This is a genomic window from Fimbriimonadaceae bacterium (assembly GCA_019638775.1).
Taxonomy (GTDB): domain Bacteria; phylum Armatimonadota; class Fimbriimonadia; order Fimbriimonadales; family Fimbriimonadaceae; genus JAHBTD01.
Genome location: JAHBTD010000002.1, coordinates 79,720 through 100,856 on the forward strand (window position 1 = coordinate 79,720; position 21,137 = coordinate 100,856).

Below are 21,137 nucleotides of genomic sequence, written 5' to 3' on the forward strand. Positions count from 1 at the left end.
GATTTTAGATTTTGGATTTTGGATTGCCTATTCAAAAATTCATACTTCCGAATCGACGAACGGCCCGGATCAATACTGATCCGGGCCGTAAGGGACGGTAGCTTTCTTTCGTTAGGCAGCTATTCTGGGTGATGCTTGTGCCTTCTCGGCATCCGAGTCCACGATGAACTCCTCGACTTGATGCATCAACTGCGACGCCATCTGCCCGAGTTGTTCGGTCTGATCGGCGAGTCCACGCACGGCGTTTTCTTGCTGATCGGTCGCCTGTAAGATTTGACCCATTGCGCCTTGAATCTCGCTGGCGCTGGCGGCCATCTCTTCCGCTGCTGCTGCGTTCTGCTCGGTGACGTGAGCGGCCTTGTTCATCGAGGAATGAACATCTTCCGCCATCGACTTCACTTCGCGGGCGTGGGTCGTAACCGATTCCACGGGTTTGCGAAGCTCTTCGACCTTTTCGAGAATGTTCTCCAGCGCTTCGCGAGCAAGCTCGGAAAGCCGAGTGCCGTCTTCGACGGCCTCCGTTGCTTGGCCCATCGCCGAGGTCGAATCGCTCACGAGTGTGCGAACCTCTTGGATAAGCGCGGTGATCTCCTTGGTTGATGTTTGGCTTCGCTCCGCGAGCTTGCGAACCTCTTCGGCAACGACGGCGAAGCCGCGACCCTGCTCGCCTGCTCTTGCTGCCTCAATAGCGGCATTGAGCGCGAGGAGGTTTGTCTGCTCGGCAATATCATCGATCATGCGAACGATCTCGTCGATCTGCGACGATTTCTGTTCGAGGTCGGTGAGTTTGCTGGAGGCTTCTCCCGTGGTCTTTCGAATAACCGACATTCCGTCGAGAGTCTGCATAACCGCTTGGCCGCCGGATGTGGCGATTTCGGTCGCCTCAACCGTCGATTCGGCAGTTTTCACAGCCATCTCTTCGACTTTCTCCATAGCCTCGTGCATGGTCTGAACTTGCGCGACGACGTTGTTGATATGATTCGCCTGCTCTTGACACGCCTGAGCAACCTCGTGGGCAGCGCGAGCCGTGTCAGAGACCGAAGATGCGACGGTCTGTGAACGCTCGGTGATCGTCTTGGAGCTTTCGGTGAACGAGTTTGCCGTGTCCTTCAGATCGTCGGACGCGCCCGATACCCTTCTGCTAAAGCTCTTCACAGAGCCGATAACGGTCGACAGGGTGGAGGCCATGCCTCGGAATGCCTGTCCAAGAGCGTCGTTCTCGTCGCTCTCGCCCTTACGGACTCGAAGGTCGCCGTTCGCGATGTTCTTTGCCCAGCCAATCTGCTCGTGCAGTTTGCCGATAAGGGTACGGAATCCATTTGCCAACAGCCCGATCTCATCCTCGCCCTGATGCTTGATCGTCACATCCGTATTGCCAACGTAGACTTCCTTGAGTGTTGAAGACATCTCGTTGAGCGGGCGAACGATCGCCTTAGAGAGAAGATAGGCAAACACAGCGATGAGCACTGTCGCAATCAAGACGATGGCGATGGCGATTTTTCGCGTGGATGCGGCGGTGGCGTAGATCTCGCTGCCGTCGATCTGCACTAAGACGGACCAGCCAAGCCCAGCGTAGCCGAGAGCGCCGTGGGATCGGTGATAGCCGACAGCTAGAGCCTTGCTTGACTTCTTGTCGGTGGCATCGACAGCTCCACTCTTGTCTGAGGTCGCCAGAACTGCCGGTGCGTAGCCCTCTTCCTTCAAGTTGCGCTTAAGGAGGACATTCATGTCGTTGACATACTCTGTTTTGCCGGTGGCCATCGGGTTGTAGTCGGTGAGCACAACACCTTGATCGTTGATGAGTGTCAGGTGAGCGGATTTGTAGCCCGACTGTTTAAGCTCTTGATAGGCTTCCTCAAAGATCTCTTGAACGACTTTCATCTTGGCGTAGTTTCGCCAAACGCCGATGATCTTGCCACTGCGATCGTGGACCGGAGAGGCGTAGCCGATGTACATGCCGTCGGTCTTGAAGATCTCCTTGATGTCTTCATCGACCTGGACATCATCGACCCACGTACCCGATAGTTGATCGGTTTCCAAAAACTTGCCGGAAACGCAGTTTTTGAACCATTCTTGATCCTTGAAATTTTTTGAGAAATAGCGGTCTGTGTTGACCGGTTCACCCGTGTCCGACTTGCTGCTGATTGCAATTACACGTCCGTTGAGATCAACCATCATGCTCATCAGGTAGATGGGCGTGTAAGTCGCAAGGTTGCGGTTCATCAGCGCTCGAAGGGGAGCGTCGGGTTGGGTCTTGTACCAATATTCTTGGTTGTAGAGTTCGGTGTTCAGCCCAAATGCTTGTACGTCGCCGTATCGTTCGTATAGGTTTCGTTCGATGCGACTGTTAACGGTAACAGCGGCCGACTCAAGCCTATCCTTGTCATTTTGTGCGATGCCCGTTGTGATCCTGAGCGCCAGGATTGTCAAAGCGATTGCCGGTAGTAGCCCAAATAACAAGAACAGTAGAATGAGCCGAGCCCCAAAGTTTGCTCGGATTGATTTCATCTAGTGTCCTTCCGTGATGCTTTGCTCTCCCCACCTTCGTATCGGAAAGTTAAGAGACCGATTTTGGCGATACACTGAAAAATTGCGGGGAATGGAGCAATCTCGACCCCATGCAGTGGTGGGAATTCATTCGCTGAGTTCACAAAAGCGTGTGAGTACAGCTTTCAGGCACGGCCCTTAACAATTTCTTCAAGGGGTCCCAAAGAAACTTGCGTCTATCGGGATAGAATCGTCGTCCAATAAAAGCAAGAGCATGATACAACTCTGTAACACACTGGCACGTCATCTGTGTCATCCACCTATGTGGAGCGACACGATAATACGCACTCGGATCATCGCCGACCCGTCGGCCCGTGTGCGTGTGCATGCGGGCCTTTTTGTTCACGAGAGGAGGATCGGTTCGATTCGTTAGGGAGATACAGAATGTCCAGCACCCCAGTCTTATTGTTGAACGTCAACTATGAGCCGCTGAACGTCTGCACAATGCGGCGTGCGATGTCGCTTCTGCTGCTAGGCAAGGCCGACGTCATCCACGACCGCGAACATCCGCTTGTGACGGGCCGCGGCGAAGTCCGCGCGCCATCGGTGATGAAAATGCGCTACTCGGTCAGAAGGCCGATGCCTCAGCTTCGGCTGTCACGGCATTCAATCCTGGCGCGCGACAACTACACCTGCCAGTATTGCGGCACGAAGGGAAGAGATTTGACCCTCGACCACGTGGTGCCGAAGTGGGCAGGCGGTCCGGGAAGCTGGGACAATCTGGTGGCCTGCTGCCGTCGATGCAACCTGAAGAAGGGGGACAAGACTCCTCAGCAGGCGGGTATGCGATTGGCGAAGAAGCCAAAGCGGCCGCACTTCATCCCGTACCTTTCGCTGCCGGTGTACCTTCAGGCCAGAAACCGTCAGGAGTGGCAGGATTACTTGCCGATCTTTGATGAGTTTGTGGGCGAGAAGGCATATGCGGGGTGATGTTTCGCAGCTATCGGCAATCAGCTATCGGCAATCAGCTATCGGCTATCAGCAATCTTGGGCTTGATGGTTATTCAATCATCAAGCCTTAGATTATTAGTCAGTCCATGACATCTTTCATTGAATAGCTCGGATGGCTGATCGCCGATAACTGATCGCCCCATAATACAAATATGAAGTTCGATTCGCCGCTGGTGGATGCCCTTGCCGACCGCGTTCTTGTCTGGGACGGGGCCACGGGCACACAGATTCAGGCGGCGAACCTGGACGACAGCGACTTCATCCTGAAACCGTCGGCAGACTATTCCGACGCCGTCAACCAAGCCGCCGAACGCCTGGGCGGAAAGCTCCTCGACGGCTGCAACGAAATCCTCAGCCTCACCCGCCCGGACGTGATCGCGGGAATCCATCACCGCTACTTCGATGCCGGGTCGGACATGGTGGAGACGAACACCTTCGGCTCTACCAGTATCGTACTCGCCGAGTACGAGATTCCCGAGCTGGTCTGGGATGTCAGCCTTGCTTCGGCAAAGATCGGGCGCAAGGCCGCCGACGAAGCCTCTGCCAAAGCCGGAAAGCCGAAGTTCGTGGTGGGCGGGCTCGGACCGGGGACGAAGCTGATCAGCCTGGGCAACACGAACTGGCAAGAGCTGGAAGAGACCTACTTCACCTCTTCGCTTGCCCTCATCGAAGGCGGAGTCGACGCTATCCTCCTGGAAACTTTGCAGGACCTGCTGATGGTCAAAGCCGGGATCGTCGCCGCGAACCGCGCGATGGCGGAAGCGGGGAAGCGGCTGCCGCTTTTCGTCCAGGTTACGATGGAGCAGACTGGAACCATGCTCCTCGGCTCGGAGATGGGGGCGGCCCTGAACATGCTGGAGGCGTTCCCGTCGGTAGTGGCCGTGGGGATGAACTGCGCGACCGGCCCAGTGGAGATGACCCCGCACGTCCGGTTCCTTTCGCAGAATTCGACCAGGCCGATCTCTATCCAGCCCAACGCTGGTCTGCCCGTAATGGAAAAGGGCCAAGCGGTTTACAAGCTCTCCCCCGACGAGCTTGCCGAGCATCATCGACACTTCGTCGAGGACCTCGGCGTGGCGATGGTCGGCGGGTGCTGCGGCACCACGCCGGAGCACATCAAAGCCGTTGCCGAAAAGGTGGGCGGCATGAAACACGGAAGCGTGGCGCATTGGCAGAAGGTGCGCGGGCTGTTCCCCGGCTTCGACTTCGACATGAAGACCGACGAGCAGGCCCAGGCGCTCAAGCTGGTCGGGTGCTCCAGCCTCTACCAATTCCAGCCTTATAAGCAGGATTCCAGCTTCTTCATCATTGGCGAAAAGACCAACGCCAACGGCTCCAAGGCCTTCCGCGAGATGCTCGCAGCGGAAAACTGGGAGGGCCTCACTGAGCTTGCCAGAGAGCTTGAAGGGGAAGGCTCGCACGTTTTGGATGTGTGTACAGCGTTTGTGGGTCGCGACGAAGTGCGCGACATGACCACACTCCTGAGCTACTACAACCGTCATATCCAGGTTCCGCTCATGATCGATTCGACTGAGGTGCCGGTGGTCGAAGCCGCTTTGCAGACGGTCGCGGGGAAGCCGATCGTGAACTCCATCAACTTTGAGGATGGCGAGTCGCGGACCGAGAAGGTGCTCGCCTTGTGCAAGAAGTACGGCGCGGCGGTGGTCGCGCTCACCATCGACGAGAAGGGAATGGCGAAGTCGGTAGAGGAGAAGGTGGCGATTGCCGAGCGCATCCTTGAGCGAACACGCGCTGCCGGTCTGCCCGATCACGACGTTTTCATCGACTGTCTCACCTTTACGCTCGGCTCGGGGGATGAGGAGTTCCGGCAGTCGGGGATGGCGACCATCGAGGCGATTCGGGAGTTGCGAAAGCGGCATCCGCTGGTGAACGCGACCCTCGGTGTGAGCAACGTGAGCTTTGGGCTAAAGCCCGCGCTGCGCATTATTTTGAACTCGGTCTTCTTGCATTACGCACTCGAGGCCGGCCTCACCAGCGCTATCGTCCACTTTAGCAAGATCAAGCCGGAGAATCGGATCGATCCGGAAGTTTGGAAAATCGCCAGCGACCTGGTTTTTGATAAGCGGGTGTTTGCTGAAAGTGCGTAGCGAGAAGGCAGAAAGCGCTAAGCAAGCATCAGAGCCATCCTACTTCTTGATTGCCGAGAGCGGAAACTTCACCCAGTGCATGATTCCGTCGCTTCCCGAAATCGACACCGCAACAAGCGCATAAACGTGAGTTTTGTCGTGAGTCACTAGCCCAACGTGGTTCAGATGGTAATTCTTGGGCAGGGAATAGCCTGCGTTCTTCAGGACCTTATCCAATCTGACCAGCCCTGAACTCTGCGTCCAAAGTGTCGCGTTTGCTTTTTGCGATGATCCAATAATATTGCCAGACGGAGACATTCGGGCACTGCCTGCATCATTCATGTAGGGCACACTCGGCTTGCCATTCGCCCACAAGACCATTCCCGCAGCGCCCTCCCCTTCCGCGTGTCCGATGAATTTCGAACCATCATGTGATTGAGCAAACGGATAGATAACCCTAATCTCATCCGAAATCCATCCGATAGTGGTGGCGCGTCCCCTCTGATCCCAACGACATGCAATCTGCCTCCCTTGCCAAGTGGTAGAGCCAAGGACAGACTTTCCGTCTTTGGCCAACATCATGAGATTGACGGAAGCCTTTCCGTCATTAAGTGGTGACTTGAGCTTCACCGTTGATGCATTTGCCAAGAGCAGATAATAGTCACGAGCTAAACTCGCTCCCTTCAAATCTTCTCGAATGAGGACGATCCTGCCGTCGCCGCTAATGCCCTCACCTGAGGCGCTTTCATAGGCAGCAGCCGTGAGAGGGAAGATCGTCGGCTTTCCGCCGATTTTAAGTTTATAAGCTTTGGCGTTTGATTCGTCAGATCCGATAGACCCGACAATGGTCAGTCCGTCATCGGCAATAGCGACAGCGGTGCTGTAATCGCTATCGGGGAAGATTTCTTTCGTCTTTGTCGCCTTTGTCCAATGGAAAGCCACAGTGCGATGGCCGGAGTAATAGTAACCAATAACAGCTTTGCCATCTGCTGAGAGGTCTTGAAAGAAGGGCAGTTCGTTGTTCTTTGGTAAAGGTATGCGGATCATCTCGACAGATTGGCTTTGGGGGAAGGACACCAACAGGGCAAGGACGCTGGTCAGCATGGCACCATTATTCTGTATCAACTTAGTGCAGTACGAAGCAAGTTTTTTTTGGGCAGATTGATTCCTAAATGGGAGCGTGAACACAAGCTGCGAGCTTAGGCGTGTGGACCAAAATCCGGGTCGGCAATCACGGTCCGGCATCGGTATGGCGCTCTAAGACGGTATCCTTGCCGAATGATCGCATCCACCCTCATCGCCGGAATCTTCCTGCTGACCCAAGCCCCCAAGACCGAGGTTGTTGATCTTTCGGTCGGCAAAGGGAACACCGCTGCCTATGGCGACATCGTCACTATGAATGTCCAGCTTAAGGACGGCAAAGGGAACCTGCTGTTAAGCTCGGACAAAGCCCCTCCAACGGCTTGGCACCTTGGCATGCGCGATGAAGAGGGCGGCAACACGTTCTTGCCGCTAGGTGAATTCGACAAAGCGATCAAGGGCATGATGGTGGGCGGAAAGCGAAAGATCACCATCCCACCAGAGTTGGGCTTTGGCGAGCTGACGGTCGGGCGCATTCAGCCGAACAGCACGCTCATCTTCGAGGTTGAACTGTTCGACATTCGGAAGAAGGATAGCGAGCCTTTGCTCAAAATCGTCGACACCAAAGAGGGGACGGGCGATTCGGTTGTCCAAGGGGACCTGGTGGAAGTTCACTATCGGGGCAAGTTTTTGAACGGCGTCCAGTTCGACAGTTCGTATGAGCGGATGGAGTCTGACGGCAAGGTTGTTGCCCGTCCGCTTGAAGTGACGGTTGGGGTGACGCGGTTGATCAAAGGTTTTACCGATGGACTGATGGGTCTAAAAGTGGGCGGGCGCCGTACGCTCACGATTCCCTATGAGATGGGATATGGCCCACAAGGGCGCGGCGGCGCAATTCCTCCCTTTGCCACTCTTGTCTTTGAGCTTGAACTGGTTTCGATCAAGAAGGGAAACTAGGGCCTCAGCGATCAGCGAACGAGAGAAAGGTGATCGCCGATTGCTGATCGCTGAGAGCTTTCCTAAGCCATCGCCCTCCTCTTCAGTTTGAGGAACCCTAGCCACCACCCGAACCAAACTGGAACGATTGAGGAGGGCAGCATAAAGCCTAGGCCCCAAAGTATCGCCGGGGCTCCTAAGTGAACTGCGATGTGCCCATCAAGGTTATTGCTTCGTATCAAAGACCTCATCCGTGCTGTATCGACTTCGTTGTCGTGCACTGCGCGAACGATTAACTGTTCCCAGTCGTGGGCTCGCATTTTCCAAAATTTCTTAGCCTCCGCCAAATTGGCGACAGTTTCCGCGCCTGACGATCTCGTGAAGATGAGTGAATTCTCATTCGTGGCAGTCGAGCGGTAAAACGGCAACCGGCCGGAGTTGAAGGATTGTGGTATGACGAACTCTCCGTTGTGCATCAACTCTGAGGGCATTGACGTCCGTTCTCCTACTACCAAGGTGTCGTTTGGTGCAGAAGGGCTCAAACCATAGGCAAGTATGCCAGTTCGCAACACGTCCAGCGAGTGTTCGAGGTTCTTTCTCTCTGCATTGCGATACTGAATGTACTCGCTGGCATTTGACCTTGAAACGTAGCTGTCTACTTGCGATCCGCTCAACATTGTGTATCCAGCAAAAACCATCAAGAGGGGTGTCAGGATGATCGAATATCCAAGACTTAGCTTCAACGGGACGCGCTTAGTTATGAAACTGATGATCGCGTATGGAATGAGCAAGAGGGCGGCCAATCCGAGAGTGGAACTGTCTCTCTGGATGCCGACATAACCAAAACTTGTAATGATGATCACTGTCAGGATCGACTGAGCGCTTAGCATACGTGGTGAAACGTGTCCTGCACATAGGTTTCGGATTGTGTTGTGGACAAACTGACGTGGATTCCCAAAGCTTTCGATAGCAAGCCTCTCCGCCAACATGGGCTCGACTCCTTGCCTTTGCACCTCTTCAGCCGAAAGCCGTAAATGATCTTCGACTTCGCTTTGTAACTCTATGACCTTTCGAGTTGGGAGCTTGCCTTTGAGTCGTCGCTCCAGTTCTACGAGATACCAAGATATGTAGTTAGCCATTTGCTCCCTCCTTGGAGGCCATCAGGATCGAGTTGACTCCAGCGGTGAACTTCTCCCAAGCCTTCTTCTTTTCTTTCAGTTCTGCAAGGCCAACTGGGGTGATCTCGTAGACCTTGCGGTTAGGACGCCCTTCTTGGATGTCCCACGACGAGTCGATTAGGCCGTCCTCTTCCAGCCGGTGAAGGGCAGGGTAGAGCTGACCTTCGCCAAGGCTCAATGTTTCTTGGCTCAGCGAGCGTATTCGTTTTGAAATTTCGTATCCATGCAGCCGTCCGTCCTGGAGAATCCCCAAGATCAGCGCGGCAATGTCGCCTTTGAAAGACATCTTGTCCTCCTGAGCATAGCTCTGAAAGAAGTATACCTCAAAAGATGAGGTATGTCAATTCCTAAGAATGCTTGGAGTCATGATTGAAGGATGGCTGGCTTATCCTAGTCTGGTGAGCACAGACGGGCTGTATACGTCAAGAATTTGACTGAGAAGAACTTGCCGGCCGTGCAGGGGCAGCACTTCACGCCCAGCCCCCAATACCCCCTCCCCATTTCCCAACCCGTTCCCATACCTCTTAGGTCTTAAACTATTTCACTACTCGTGCCTTGTGCAGGTTCAAACGTGTTTATAGTATATCTATGTCTACTATATTGATCTAATTGTGGAAGTCATTCCCAAAAATCTTTAAAAAAACCTTGCATTTGTAATCAATTCCCAGTATCATCCCAATCACGTGGATGGTATCGCAGGATGCGAAGGGAACCCATTCACTCGGTTGGGCGGGGTGCTCATACCAGAAGTTAGCGGGTGGAAAGCATGGATGCGGACCGCCCGCATTTAGTCTGGGGACATTGAAGTGGCAGCGATCGGATTACCCGAAGATTTCAAGCCGCTGATCGGAACTGAGACCGCAAATGTCGATGACAAGGGGCGGATTCTGGTTAGCAAAAAAAAGCGAGAGCGACTCGGCGAGTCGTTTGCGCTGGTGCTTGGCAAGGGTTGCTTGATCATGTACCCGGAGCCGGTTTGGAATCGGCTGATGTCTGAGATCTTCAGCGTTCCCACGATGAACCCGGCGCGCGAACAGTACACGCGACTCGTTCTCGGGGTTGCCGAAGATGATCTGAAGTTTGATGCTCAGGGCCGAATGGTTATCCCGCGCGAGATGCGGGCCGAGGCCAAGCTAAAGGACAAAGTGCTCCTCATCGGGTGCGGCGACAGAGTCGAAATCTGGGCCGAAAACGAATGGGAGAAGTTTCAAGAGTTTCCCGTCGAGTATCAGCAGAAGCGAAGGGAAGCGATAGAGAACGCATACGGGCAGATGGTAGGTCGGTCTGGCGATGTTAGCGCTTGAATTGATCCACCAAACACCCAGCGTGTTCCTTGAATTGGGACTCGGATGGGAATTCGACGAGGTACGGCGAATGGAGAAACGCCACGATCCGGTGATGGTAGAGGAGATCCTACGAGATTTCAACCTGCAGCCGGGCATGACGGTGGTGGATGGAACGCTCGGGTTGGGCGGGCATTCGTCAGAGTTTTGTAAGCGGATCGCCCCTAGCGGGAAGCTGATTGGATTTGATTGGGACGCCGGAATGATGGCGTCGGCTATGGACCGGTTGCAAAGCCTAAGCGGCGTCGAGCTTCAGTTCGTACACGACAGCTTTATGACCATGCCGCAGGTTTTGGGAGAGTCGGACGTTCGTCCGAACGCGATTTTGTTGGACTTGGGACTGAACAGCGCGCAAGTTGATGACCCAGCACGCGGTTTCAGTTTCCTGCAAGAAGGCCCTCTGGATATGAGGATGGACAGAGGCCGAGGCGAACCGGCATCGGCGGTGCTGATGCGGATGTCGCCGGTACAGATCGAAGACATCCTCAAGGATTACGGCGATGAAAGATGGGCAAAAGCGATCGCCCGAAAGGTCGTGGAGCATCGAAAGCAAGCTCCAATCCGAACAACGAAGGATTTGGTGGATTGCGTTCATGCGGCGATCCCGGTTGGGGCCCGAGAGAAGCGGATACACCCGGCGACTCGGACCTTTCAGGCGTTAAGGATTTACGTCAACCGAGAGTTAGATGGGCTTGAGGAGGCGCTGATGGATTCGGCGCGGCAGTTGTCACCAGGTGGTGTGATGGCCGTTCTGAGTTATCACAGCGGAGAAGACAGGATCGTCAAGCACGCATTTCGAGAGTTGATAGGTGAAGGCTTTGAAGAGTTGCACAAGAAGCCTCTTCAGCCGACGGACGATGAGATTAGGAAGAACTCGAGAGCGCGGAGCGCGAAGCTCCGCAGCTTGAAGCGATCTGCCATCAGCGATCAGAAATCAGGAGACAGATAGCCGATAGCAGAAAGCTGATAGCTTGCAAAGCAACAGATTTTCACGGAAGAACATCAGGCCACGGAGGGCCAAAGAAAAATGAGTGCAGTACCAGTAACCAGAGAAAGAGTCGTTTCCACGCCACGATACCGAGTGGTGACACGGAGGAAGCCTGCCGTCTTGTCCGCTGTGCTGGTGCGCTGCCTTGCTTTTTCGACAATCGTCGGAGCGGTTTACGCGGGCAGCACTCTTTTGGGCATGGTCAAGATGGAGCAGGCACGCAATGCGGCTCGCTTGGCTGGGATCAAGTCGGCAGCAGTAAGCGAACGCTCGCGTATCTTAAAGGTCGAAGTGGACGGGCTCAAGGATTTCGACGCTGTTGGCCGTTGGGCCGCAGCGAATGGATTTCTCGCCCCTGGACAGAGCGCTTTGCCCAAGACGGCGATAGCTCAGGTTTCGGAGGTCGGCGGTGCGCAAACGCAATAAGTCAGGAGTCCCGGGCTGGGTTACAGGAATGGCGGTCCTTGCGTTTGGCGCAGCTGCTGTTAGCCAGGCCAAAGTTCAGGTCTTCGGCAAAGAGAAGATCATCGACCAGGGGATGAAGAGCGGTCGGTATCTCATTGAAACAAAGGTTTCTGCCAAGCGTGGCTCGATCATGTCGAGCGATGGTAAAGCCCTCGCGGAAGATGATCTCGCGAGCGAGTTTGGCATCAACTTCGACAAGGTGCCCAACAGCGCGGCCTTCTTTATGGACCTCGCCGAGGCCACCGGAATACCCGCGTCTGAGTTTCAACAGTTGGCAAGCGCCAAAGACGTACGCTCCCGATACTGGCGCGAACCCATGACGGCTGATCAAACGCGAGCGATCTCGAAAGTGCAGTCGCGCTGGAAGGCCGACGGGATCTCGATCCGGCGAGTCGGCGAGCGCAGCTACCCTTTGGGTGAGGCTGCTGCCGGGTTCGTGGGGTACCTGAACGATGGCAAGCCGATGGCCGGCTTGGAGATGGGATGGAACGATACCCTCCAAGGCAAGGACGGCAAGATCGTCGGATTAGGCGACCGCTTCGGGATGCCTTTGCCCTTGCGCATCGATGGTAGGTCTCAGGAGAAGGTAGACGGTAAGGACATCGTTCTTACTATCGACTCCCAACTCCAGATCGCAGCGACGAACGCTATCCGTCATGCGGTGGAGGCGAATAGGGCTGAGTCTGGCTCGGCGGTTGTCATCGATCCACGCACGGGTGATATTCTCGCAATGGCGAACTGGCCAACCTACAATCCGAAGTCCGTGGGGCAACTTCCCGCGAAAGGGGAGACGTTTAGCGATTTCAACCCTTGCTACATGGCGGGATGGGAGCCGGGTTCAACCTTTAAGATTCTGACTTTGGCGGAAGGGTTGCAAAAAGGGGTTGTGCAGCCTCACGAAGTGATCAACTGTCCGGGGTCGATCCAAGTTTGGTCGAACAAGTCGGTGCGGTGCGATGCTCACGGCGGTCATCGTGCGCACGGTGCGACAGATCCAGAAAAGGCGATTGCCGTAAGCTGCAACGTGAGCGCGGCGACTTGGGCGATGCGGATCGGACACCCTGATTTCACCGAATATCTCGACAAGCTTGGTCTCATGGAGAGCACGCACCTAGGCTTGCCGCTAGAAAGGGCAGGCAGCTACCATCGTGACGAATACGCCAAGAAGCTCCAACTTGCTACTTTTGGTTTCGGACAGTCCATGACCGTGACGCCAGTCGGGCTTGCTTCGGCTTTTTCGATGCTCGGTAACGACGGCATGAGAATGCAGCCCCGGCTCATCAAGAGTGTCAAGGGAGTCGAGATTCCAACCGAAGAGGCCGGGCAAGTCGTCTCACCCGAAGTAACTCAGACGGTTTTAGAGTTCATGGAGAGTGTGGTTGAGTCGGACCGTGGAACGGGTAAGACTTTGCGCATTCCCGGCTATCGTCTGGGCGGCAAGACTGGCACTGCCCAGAAGATCAACAAGCAGACAGGCACCGTTGAGGGTGGCGGCTATGTGGCGAACTTCGTTGGCATGGTGCCGGCCTATGCGCCCCGCGCGGTGATTCTCGTGATGGTGGACAATCCGCAAGGCGGGAAATACTATGGTGCGCAGGTTGCCGGGCCGGCTTTTGTCGATATTGCCCGAGCGGTGATTCGTCGATTGAATCTGCCGCCGGATGCAGATACGGCGCCTAAGAAGTCGAAAACAGTAGCAGCAGCTTTACTGAAGGCAGAGAAACCTATGCCGAAAGAGCCTTCAGTAGACGTTGCCGTAAAGAAAGTGCGGTAAGAACCGCCCATGCGGCGAATACGAACCCTCCATAACGGCAGTTATGGAGGGATCGTGCGTTAGGAAAAGCCAATGACCTTCCAACAGCTCTTCACCGATGCGGGAGTCCAGCCGGATCGCCTCAGTGGCGAGACGGAAGTCTCCGGCGTTTGTGAAGACACGCGTAAGGTCAAGCCCAGTGATGTCTTCCTCTGCATGCCCAGCCCGTCGCGAGACACCCACGATTTCCTCGAAGAGGCGAAGGCCTCCGGCGCGGTTGCCGCGCTCGCTCACTCGGAAGCAGGATACGAAAGAGCTATCGCGCTGGGGCTGCCCGCCGCTCTCGTCACCCATGAGGGACTGAGGTTTTGGGAAGCCCTGTGGCGTGTGTGCAAGGTGGCCTTTGGAGACCCCTCCTCCAAGCTCAAGATGATCGGCGTGACCGGCACGAACGGCAAGACTTCGACGGCTTGGCTGATTCGCGACATGCTGGAGCAGCTGAGCGTGCCCTGCGCATACATCGGCACGCTCGGCTTTCAGCGGCCTGGAATGTCCTGCGATCTGCCGAATACCACCCCGTTTTCGCCGGAGGTCAACCGGATGCTGGCGGAGTGCGTAGAGAACGGCGTTCAGGCGGTGGCGATGGAGGTCAGCTCCCATGCGCTGGCGGAGAGGCGCATCGATGGGGTGGAGTTCGACGCTGCCGTTTTCACGAATCTGACTCAGGATCATCTCGACTTTCACGGGACGATGGAGGAGTACGAAGCCGCGAAGTGGCGGCTTTTCAGCGAGCTGCCGAAGCAGATGGAGTCCGGCAAAGAATTCAAAGCAGTCATCAATGTAAGCGATCCTGTCGGCAGGAAGTGGTCGGAGCGTATTCCTTGCTTGCGATATGGGATGGTTGACGAACATGAAGAAGGAGTTGTGCCGGATGGATATGACTTGGTGGGTTCGCCCTACGAAATCGACCTTGATTTTGTTCATGTGTCCGTGGACTCGCGAACGTGGATAGACCAGGGATTTGGCGCAAGCCTAGGCGGCCACTATAACGCAGAGAACCTTATGTCGGCGTTCGCCGCGACGATTGCCCTCGACTTCGACTACTCCGATGCGTTAGAAGCGGCAAGAGGGGTTCGTCCGGTTCCGGGTCGATTCGAACCCATGAAAAGCTATGCAGGCTTCGATATCCTCATCGACTACGCCCACACGCCCGATGCCTTGGTGAAGCTCCTGGATACCATCCGGTCGCTCGCCAAGGGCCGCATCATTACGGTCTTCGGCTGCGGCGGCGACCGCGACAAAACGAAGCGTCCGCTGATGGCAAGAGCCGCGAGCGAACGCTCCGACATCACCATCGTCACGAGCGATAACCCGCGCACCGAAGACCCGCAGGCCATCATCGACGATGTGGTGAAGGGGATCGTGCCGGGTCGGGAGTCGGTGACGATTGTGGACCGTCCCGAGGCGGTGGCGTATGCGATGAAGATTGCGCGGCAGAGGGATGTGGTGGTGATTGCCGGAAAAGGGCATGAGAACTATCAGATCATCGGCAAGACGAAGTATCCGATGGACGACCGCGAGCTTGCCCGTGCGGGGTTGGAGGCGAGAAGGAGATGAGCTGCTTACTCTGGGAGTGCACGAGTTATCTCCCCTCCCCATGCGACGAAGTCGTAGGGGGAGGGGGCAGGGGGTGGGGGTTCTGCGAAATTATGGAAGCCATGAGCTTAGTCAAGAATTGCTGGACCCCCATCCCTCAGTTCGCTACGCTCACAGTTCCCTTGCCCCCTCGCTTCGCAGGGGGAAGGGATTCTCTCGAAGGCATTTCGCGAGGTGCAAAATGAACCGCCTCGCGCTTGACCTCTGCTCCCGGATGATCGGCACGCCCGTCGACATCCCCAGCCAAACTCAGGTCACCGGATTTGCCACCGACAACCGGGAAGTCAAGCCCGGTGATCTCTTCATCGCCATCAAGGGCGAGAACGTTGACGGGCACGACTTTGCCGCTTCCGCCTTCGCGAACGGGGCCACCGTCGCCTTGGTGGAGAGGCACGTCGACGGCCCCCACATCCTCGTTCCAAGCGTCGCTAACGCCCTTGCCGACATGGCCCGGAGTTTCCGAAGCGAGTACGAGGGTCCGGTGATCGGGGTGACGGGAAGCGTGGGCAAGACCAGCGCCAAGGAGTTCATCGCCGCCGCGCTAAGCCCGCTGGGCAAGGTCGCAAAGACCCAGGGCAACCGCAACTCCGAATGGACCGGGCCTCTGCTCTGGCCGGAGATGGACGGCAGCGAGTGCGCGGTCGTGGCCGAGATGGGGATGCGCGGGTTTGGACAGATCGCCCACCTTGCCTCTTTCCACCAGCCTACCATCGCCGCAATCACGATGATCGGACATGCCCATGTCGAGATGGTGGGTTCGCGCGAGGGGATCGTGCAGGCCAAGACCGAGATTTACGACGCGCTCCCCGACGACGGCCTCAGTATCGCATGGGCCGAAGATGATTTTATTGAGCAGCTTCGTGAGCGTGCCAAGGGGCAGTTCGCCACGTTCGGCTTTTCCGAGGCTGCCGATAGCCGCGTGCTGGATTACCGAGTGGAATCCTGGTCGAGCGCAAGGTGCCATAATCGCTGCGGCGGGCGGGATGTCGATGTTGAAATCCCGGTGGTGGGACGGCACATGGCCCTGAACGCAGCATTGGCTTTGCTGATCGCGGTCGAGTGCGGGGTCCCCTTGAGCGACGCGGCCCACGCCCTCAAAGACACCCAGCTCCCCAGCGGAAGGATGCAGGCCCTCAATCACAACGGGCTAACGATCGTTTTTGACGCATACAACGCATCGCCGGATAGCTTCTCAGTCGCTTTAGAAACGCTGAACGCCGTCCCGAGTCAAGGCAAAAAGCACGTCGTGATGGGGCAGATGCGCGAGCTTGGAGATTTTTCGATTGCGGCGCATAAACAAGTTGGTCAGATGATCGCCGATGCCAAGCCCAATAGCGCGCTTTTCCTCGAAGGCGGAGATTGCCACGAAGCTTACGAGGCAGCACAGCAGTCTGGATTAAGCGGAGCCGTTTGGGCGGAGAAGATGGATGATGTCGTGAGTTATCTGAAGTCACTGCCCGCCGGAGACACGGTGTTGCTCAAGGCAAGCCGAGGAGTAGAGTTGGAACGTGCATTGGTGGATTTAGGGGTGGGTGAATGGAAGCGTTCTTAGGTGCTTTTTGGCGTGCTGTGTTGGTGAGCGGGGCCTTGGCGTACCCGATTTTCAAGCTGTTGTTAGCAATGAAGGCTCGCCAAACCATCAGCAAGCATCTTGGCGAGAGCCATCAGGCCAAGCAGGGCACGCCAACGATGGGTGGGCTCATCATATTGCCTGGCCTTGTCTACGCCACTTGGACGGGGAATTGGGCGGTGACGGTCTGCATCCTCAGTTTTGCAGCTATAGGCTTCATCGACGATTTCGTTGTACCAAGGCTCATGCCCGGGAAACGCGGCCTCGGCTGGACTCAAAAGCTGCTGATGCAGATCCTCTCGACGGCTGCAGTCGTGCAGCTTGGCTGGCCCGAGGGCGATTGGATTCAAAAGGGGATTGTTGGGTTTATGATCCTCTTCATGGCAAATGCCTACAACTTTGCCGACGGCCTGGACGCATTGGCGGGGGGGCTCATCAGTTTGCTGAGCCTGGGGCTGCTTGGGGCCGCCTATCTGCTTGGAGTTGGCGCGGATGTTTTGGTTCCGGTTGCTGGGGCATTGCTTGGGGCTACCATTCCTTTTCAATTCTTGAACGCTCCCCCAGCAAAAGTGTTCATGGGGGATGTCGGTTCACTGCCGATCGGAGCCGTTTTGGGCTATTGCTTCGGAGTGCTTTGTTCTACAACTTGGACGGGATATAGCTTAACGTATCTATGGATTGCTTGGATATGTCTGGGTTTTGTGATGATCGCTGAACTTGTACCGGTTCCTGTCCAAATCCTGTCTGTAAAGGTTTTTAAGAAGAGGCTGCCCATCCGGACCCCGATTCATCACACATTCGAGCACAAAGGTTGGCCAGAATCGCGCATTCTTTTCGTATTTTTGCTGGTACAAGCTCTTGGCGTAGCCGCTTCGATGACATGGATTCTTACGGCAAGGAGTAATCCTTGAAGGTTGGCATCTTTGGTCTCGGGAGATCTGGGGTTAGCTCAGCCAAGGCAGCCGTCAAATCTGGGCATAAACCTATTGTCTTTGATGAGAAGCCATTAAGTGAGAAAACACAGTCTATTGCTGATGAACTTGCACATATCGGCGCAGAGGTAGAAGCGGGCTGGAAAGGCAGTTTTCAAGATTACGGCTTAGAGTTACTGATAACGAGTCCGGGTGTTCCATACTATCACCCCAAGCTTCAGGAGGCCGTAGCGGCAGGCCTGGAAGTGATTGGAGAGATCGAATTTGCCTATCGCATCAGCAAGGCCCCCATCGTCGCCATCACCGGCACCAATGGCAAAAGCACATCGACAGTGATGGCCCACCAGATCGCTCTCGGGGCTGGATTCGATTCCGTGCTGTGTGGAAATATTTATGGCTCGGGGTACAGCGAGCAGCCCCTCACCGAAGCTGCCGCGAACTCCACTCAGAACCAACTCCTCGTCGCCGAAATCAGCAGTTTTCAACTGGAATGGGTCAGCCAGTTCCGACCGGTGGCCGCGGGGATCACGAACATCACACCCGACCATCTCAACCGCTACCCGGGCGGGTTTGACGAGTACGCCCAAACCAAGCGCAACATTTTTAAGGCGATGCACGACAGCGATGTCGCGGTGTGGCACTCTTCCGACTCGATAGTGGAACCCCCGAAAGATCAAGGTCTTCGAATTCTGAAGTATCGACGGGCGTGGAACGATGCTTTTGAGACGTCGGAAGCTCTCGTGATCTTGGGTTGTGAACTGAGCAAGCCCGAACTCCCGTTTGGAGAGGATCACAATAACCTCAATGCCATGTTTGCAGGGCTCTTGATCGCGGGGGTCATCGGAAAGCTGGAGAGAGGCGATCTGGAAAAAGGGCTCGAAAGCCTCAAGAGCTTCAAGGGTTTGAGCCACCGGATGGAGTGGATTGGCGAGGCGCGTGAAATCCTGTTTGTCAATAACTCGATGTGTACCAATCCAGGGGCGGTGATTGCGAGCAGCCAAAGCGTGAGGCGACCTCAGCGAATTCTGATGGGCGGCGTGAATAAAGGGCTGGACTTTACGCCTGTGGGCGACTATTTGAGGACCAGCAAGCATCATGCTTATCTTTATGGGCAAGACGCCACCGAGATTGCCGCGCAACTAGGGGGCGATTGCGACGTCTATAAGAGTATTGAAGAAGCTTTTGCTGCGGCGGTGCAGGATGCACAGCCTGGCGAAGCCGTGATGTTGGCCCCTGGAGTGGCTAGCATGGACCAGTTTGAAGATTTTCGCGCACGCGGAGATCGCTTTAGAGAGTTAGCCAAGGAGTGGCTGAAAAAATGAAGGAAGCTTTGGCACGGAAGCCATATTTTTGGAAGCGGCGCGTTCGCGGTTTTGATCCGATGTTGTTTTGGCTCGCAGTTCTTGCCAGCCTGATCGGTCTGTTCTTCATCTTCAACGCAGGCTATCCCCGTTCGATTTCGTCAGGCCGTGGCCCCATTACAAGGGAGTTCGTCATGCAGGGTTTATTCCTGATCGCCGGACTTGCTGTTTGGAAGTGGGCCGCGGTTCAGGCTCAAGAGAAGTGGTTGCGATGGTCCAAGCCGCTATGGTGGCTGTGCGTGGCGGCCCTTGCAGCGGTGATGATTCCCGGTATCGGAAAGGAGTTAAACGGCGCGCATCGGTGGATTGGCTACAAGCAGTTTATGATCCAGCCTGCCGAGTTTGCGAAGGTTCTTGTCGTTCTCTTCTTGGCAGGAATTCTGGCGACACGCAAGTCATGGCCATCAAAATTCAAGCGCCCCAAGACTACATCTTTGTATCTGGACAGCGTAGCGATTCCCAAATTCAAACGGCTTTTGCCTGCACTTTGGGTGGGTCTTGCATTTGGCCTTATCGCTATTGAACCTGACCTTGGCACAGCCGCTGTAATCGGGTTTGTCGGCTATGTCATGTTCGCGGTGGGAGGGATTACGCGAAAATCTCTGGTTTTTGGCACCATTGTGATTGCCGTTCTGGGTGTCGCTGTCATCCGGATGGAGTCGTATCGCCTCGATCGAATTGCCAATCACTTCCATCGCTGGGAACAGCACAACGTAGACGGCATCGCCTATCAGACCGTGCAGTCCGAGTTGGCGATGGCGAGTGGCGGTGTGATTGGACAAGGCATTGGCAACGGTCGCGCGAAGCACGTTCTGCCAGCCGCTACAACCGACTTTATCAGCGCCACCGTCGCCGAAGAGCTTGGGCTTTTGGGCTGGCTCGCCGTGGCTTCGGTGCTTGCGGCGATTACGATCCGTCTGTTGTATCTAGCACGTTATGCGACCACCAAGTTTGGTAGCATGGTGCTCCTCGGCATTGGATCATGGATCGGAGTTCAGGCGGTTACCAACCTCATGATGGCGAACGGTACTTTGCCGCCCATCGGCATTCCGTTGCCGTTTGTCAGCTACGGCGGCTCCAGCCTTGTTGCCCTGTGGCTTGCATTGGGGATTTGTCAGGCCGTTCTTGCGCCCCATATGGCAGTAGTTCAGGTTCAGGAGGAGGAATCATTTGAAGCTGGTCGTGACGGGCGGGGGGACGGGCGGACACGTCTTTCCGGCGCTCGAAGTCGCTAGGGTCGCCAAGGCCGAAGGCGCAGATCTTCTTTATCTCGGCTCTAATCGAGGTCAGGAGGGTTCGGCCTGTCACAAGGCGGGCATCACATTCCGCGGCTACGGATCACAACCCTTGTACTCCCTAAAAACTCTGCGGGGCTGGAAGGGGTTATCAGCGCTTTTGCGAGCACGTCAGCAGGCCAAACGAGCGCTGAAGAGGCTTGACCCCGACGCGGTGTTTTCAACGGGCGGATATGCGGCGGGTCCTGTGGTAAGCGCGGCGCAGGCGCTGGGAATTCCCACGGTTCTGCACGAGCAAAACAGCGTCCCTGGGCGCTCGAACCTGATGTTCGCCAAGCGGGCCGACATGGTCTGCCTTACCTTCCATTCATCGGAGGCGTATTTTGAGGATTGCCGCACGGTTCGTACGGGGATGCCAGTGCGCCAGACCTTAAGGGATGTTGCCGAAGGTCCACGCGAGAAGGACCTGATGCCGCTTATATTAATTGTCGGTGGATCGCAAGGGGCTCAACCGGTGAACGAGGCTGTGCTAGCGGTTGCCACACGACTTGTGGGCCGACCGATCAACTGGCTTCACGTCACCGGTAAGCAGCATTTCGAAGCAGTCTTTCTGACCTTTGAGAAGCTGGGTCTCAAATACTGTTACGACGTGAAAGCTTATCTTGAGGCCGACGACATGGCAGCAGCTTATGGACGGTCAACCCTTGTGGTTGGGCGTTCGGGGGCGGGAATGCTCTCTGAGCTGGCTACGTTTCGCCTACCTTCCGTCGTTGTGCCCTACCCGTTTGCTTTTGCCAATCATCAGGCATTAAATGCCGCCGAGTTTGAAGAGCTGGGAGCGGCAACGGTGATTGACCAAGAGGGCCTGACTCCGGGGCAGATGGAATCCGCTATCTTGGAGTGGATTGAGGACCCTTCCCGATGTGAAGCGGCAGCAAAATCGCTCGCCGAATGGGATTCTCCCAATGCGGCCGATCAGATCATGGAGTTTGTCCGGGCAGCCGGTGCATCGTAGGGATAACAGCAAACAGCCACCGGCGTATCGATCGCCGATG

Annotated in this window: 17 protein-coding genes; 13 read left to right on the forward strand and 4 right to left on the reverse strand. The window is 55.8% G+C overall.

Annotated elements, in window-relative coordinates; genetic code table 11:
* Window positions 1–111 precede the first annotated feature (111 nt).
* A complete protein-coding gene (locus tag KF784_06595) occupies window positions 112–2,508 on the reverse strand; it encodes a HAMP domain-containing protein (GenBank protein ID MBX3118716.1) in 2,397 nt (798 codons plus the stop codon).
* A 423-nt stretch (window positions 2,509–2,931) separates the two neighbouring features.
* On the opposite strand from KF784_06595, the gene KF784_06600 reads away from it, so the two are divergent.
* Together KF784_06600 and KF784_06605 are read left to right on the forward strand one after the other, a co-directional pair.
* The gene (locus KF784_06600; protein MBX3118717.1) at window positions 2,932–3,477 is read left to right on the forward strand and encodes an HNH endonuclease; all 546 of its coding nucleotides are present in this window, start codon (window positions 2,932–2,934) and stop codon (window positions 3,475–3,477) included.
* Between the two features lie 173 nt (window positions 3,478–3,650).
* Window positions 3,651–5,606, forward strand: a complete 1,956-nt coding sequence (locus KF784_06605) for a homocysteine S-methyltransferase family protein (GenBank protein MBX3118718.1) — start codon at window positions 3,651–3,653, stop codon at window positions 5,604–5,606.
* Between the two features lie 39 nt (window positions 5,607–5,645).
* On the opposite strand, the gene KF784_06610 is transcribed toward KF784_06605, so the two are convergent.
* Complete coding sequence (locus tag KF784_06610; GenBank protein ID MBX3118719.1) at window positions 5,646–6,689, reverse strand: hypothetical protein; 1,044 nt, start codon at window positions 6,687–6,689, stop codon at window positions 5,646–5,648.
* 174 nt (window positions 6,690–6,863) lie between these two features.
* Between KF784_06610 and KF784_06615 the strand changes: the two genes are divergently transcribed.
* Window positions 6,864–7,622 carry an FKBP-type peptidyl-prolyl cis-trans isomerase gene (locus tag KF784_06615; GenBank protein MBX3118720.1) on the forward strand — a complete coding sequence of 253 codons (759 nt, stop codon included), beginning with the start codon at window positions 6,864–6,866 and terminating at the stop codon, window positions 7,620–7,622.
* A 62-nt stretch (window positions 7,623–7,684) separates the two neighbouring features.
* On the opposite strand, the gene KF784_06620 is transcribed toward KF784_06615, so the two are convergent.
* Complete coding sequence (locus KF784_06620; GenBank protein ID MBX3118721.1) at window positions 7,685–8,740, reverse strand: hypothetical protein; 1,056 nt, start codon at window positions 8,738–8,740, stop codon at window positions 7,685–7,687.
* Window positions 8,733–9,065, reverse strand: a complete 333-nt coding sequence (locus KF784_06625) for a helix-turn-helix transcriptional regulator (protein ID MBX3118722.1) — start codon at window positions 9,063–9,065, stop codon at window positions 8,733–8,735. The genes KF784_06620 and KF784_06625 overlap by 8 nt, the downstream gene beginning before the upstream one ends.
* 520 nt (window positions 9,066–9,585) lie before the next feature.
* Between KF784_06625 and KF784_06630 the strand changes: the two genes are divergently transcribed.
* From KF784_06630 to murG, 10 genes are all read left to right on the forward strand, one after another.
* Complete coding sequence (locus KF784_06630) at window positions 9,586–10,083, forward strand: hypothetical protein (protein MBX3118723.1); 498 nt, start codon at window positions 9,586–9,588, stop codon at window positions 10,081–10,083.
* 70 nt (window positions 10,084–10,153) lie between these two features.
* Window positions 10,154–11,071 (forward strand): 16S rRNA (cytosine(1402)-N(4))-methyltransferase RsmH, encoded by a 918-nt coding sequence (gene rsmH, locus KF784_06635; protein ID MBX3118724.1) that lies wholly within the window; start codon window positions 10,154–10,156, stop codon window positions 11,069–11,071.
* A 159-nt stretch (window positions 11,072–11,230) separates the two neighbouring features.
* Window positions 11,231–11,536: a hypothetical protein gene (locus KF784_06640; protein MBX3118725.1), complete on the forward strand. Its 306-nt coding sequence runs from the start codon at window positions 11,231–11,233 to the stop codon at window positions 11,534–11,536.
* Window positions 11,520–13,349: a penicillin-binding protein 2 gene (locus tag KF784_06645; protein ID MBX3118726.1), complete on the forward strand. Its 1,830-nt coding sequence runs from the start codon at window positions 11,520–11,522 to the stop codon at window positions 13,347–13,349. Before KF784_06640 ends, KF784_06645 begins: the two co-directional genes overlap by 17 nt.
* A gap of 72 nt (window positions 13,350–13,421) precedes the next feature.
* Window positions 13,422–14,945 (forward strand): UDP-N-acetylmuramoyl-L-alanyl-D-glutamate--2,6-diaminopimelate ligase, encoded by a 1,524-nt coding sequence (locus KF784_06650; protein MBX3118727.1) that lies wholly within the window; start codon window positions 13,422–13,424, stop codon window positions 14,943–14,945.
* A 220-nt stretch (window positions 14,946–15,165) separates the two neighbouring features.
* The gene (locus tag KF784_06655; protein MBX3118728.1) at window positions 15,166–16,536 is read left to right on the forward strand and encodes a UDP-N-acetylmuramoyl-tripeptide--D-alanyl-D-alanine ligase; all 1,371 of its coding nucleotides are present in this window, start codon (window positions 15,166–15,168) and stop codon (window positions 16,534–16,536) included.
* On the forward strand, window positions 16,521–17,465 hold the full coding sequence (locus KF784_06660) for a hypothetical protein (protein MBX3118729.1): 945 nt from the start codon (window positions 16,521–16,523) through the stop codon (window positions 17,463–17,465). Before KF784_06655 ends, KF784_06660 begins: the two co-directional genes overlap by 16 nt.
* Entirely contained in the window at window positions 17,462–18,808 is a 1,347-nt protein-coding gene (murD, locus tag KF784_06665) for a UDP-N-acetylmuramoyl-L-alanine--D-glutamate ligase (GenBank protein MBX3118730.1), read from the forward strand. Before KF784_06660 ends, murD begins: the two co-directional genes overlap by 4 nt.
* Window positions 18,805–20,082: an FtsW/RodA/SpoVE family cell cycle protein gene (locus KF784_06670; protein MBX3118731.1), complete on the forward strand. Its 1,278-nt coding sequence runs from the start codon at window positions 18,805–18,807 to the stop codon at window positions 20,080–20,082. Before murD ends, KF784_06670 begins: the two co-directional genes overlap by 4 nt.
* On the forward strand, window positions 20,018–21,097 hold the full coding sequence (murG, locus tag KF784_06675) for an undecaprenyldiphospho-muramoylpentapeptide beta-N-acetylglucosaminyltransferase (GenBank protein MBX3118732.1): 1,080 nt from the start codon (window positions 20,018–20,020) through the stop codon (window positions 21,095–21,097). The genes KF784_06670 and murG overlap by 65 nt, the downstream gene beginning before the upstream one ends.
* The last annotated feature ends 40 nt before the right edge of the window (window positions 21,098–21,137 follow it).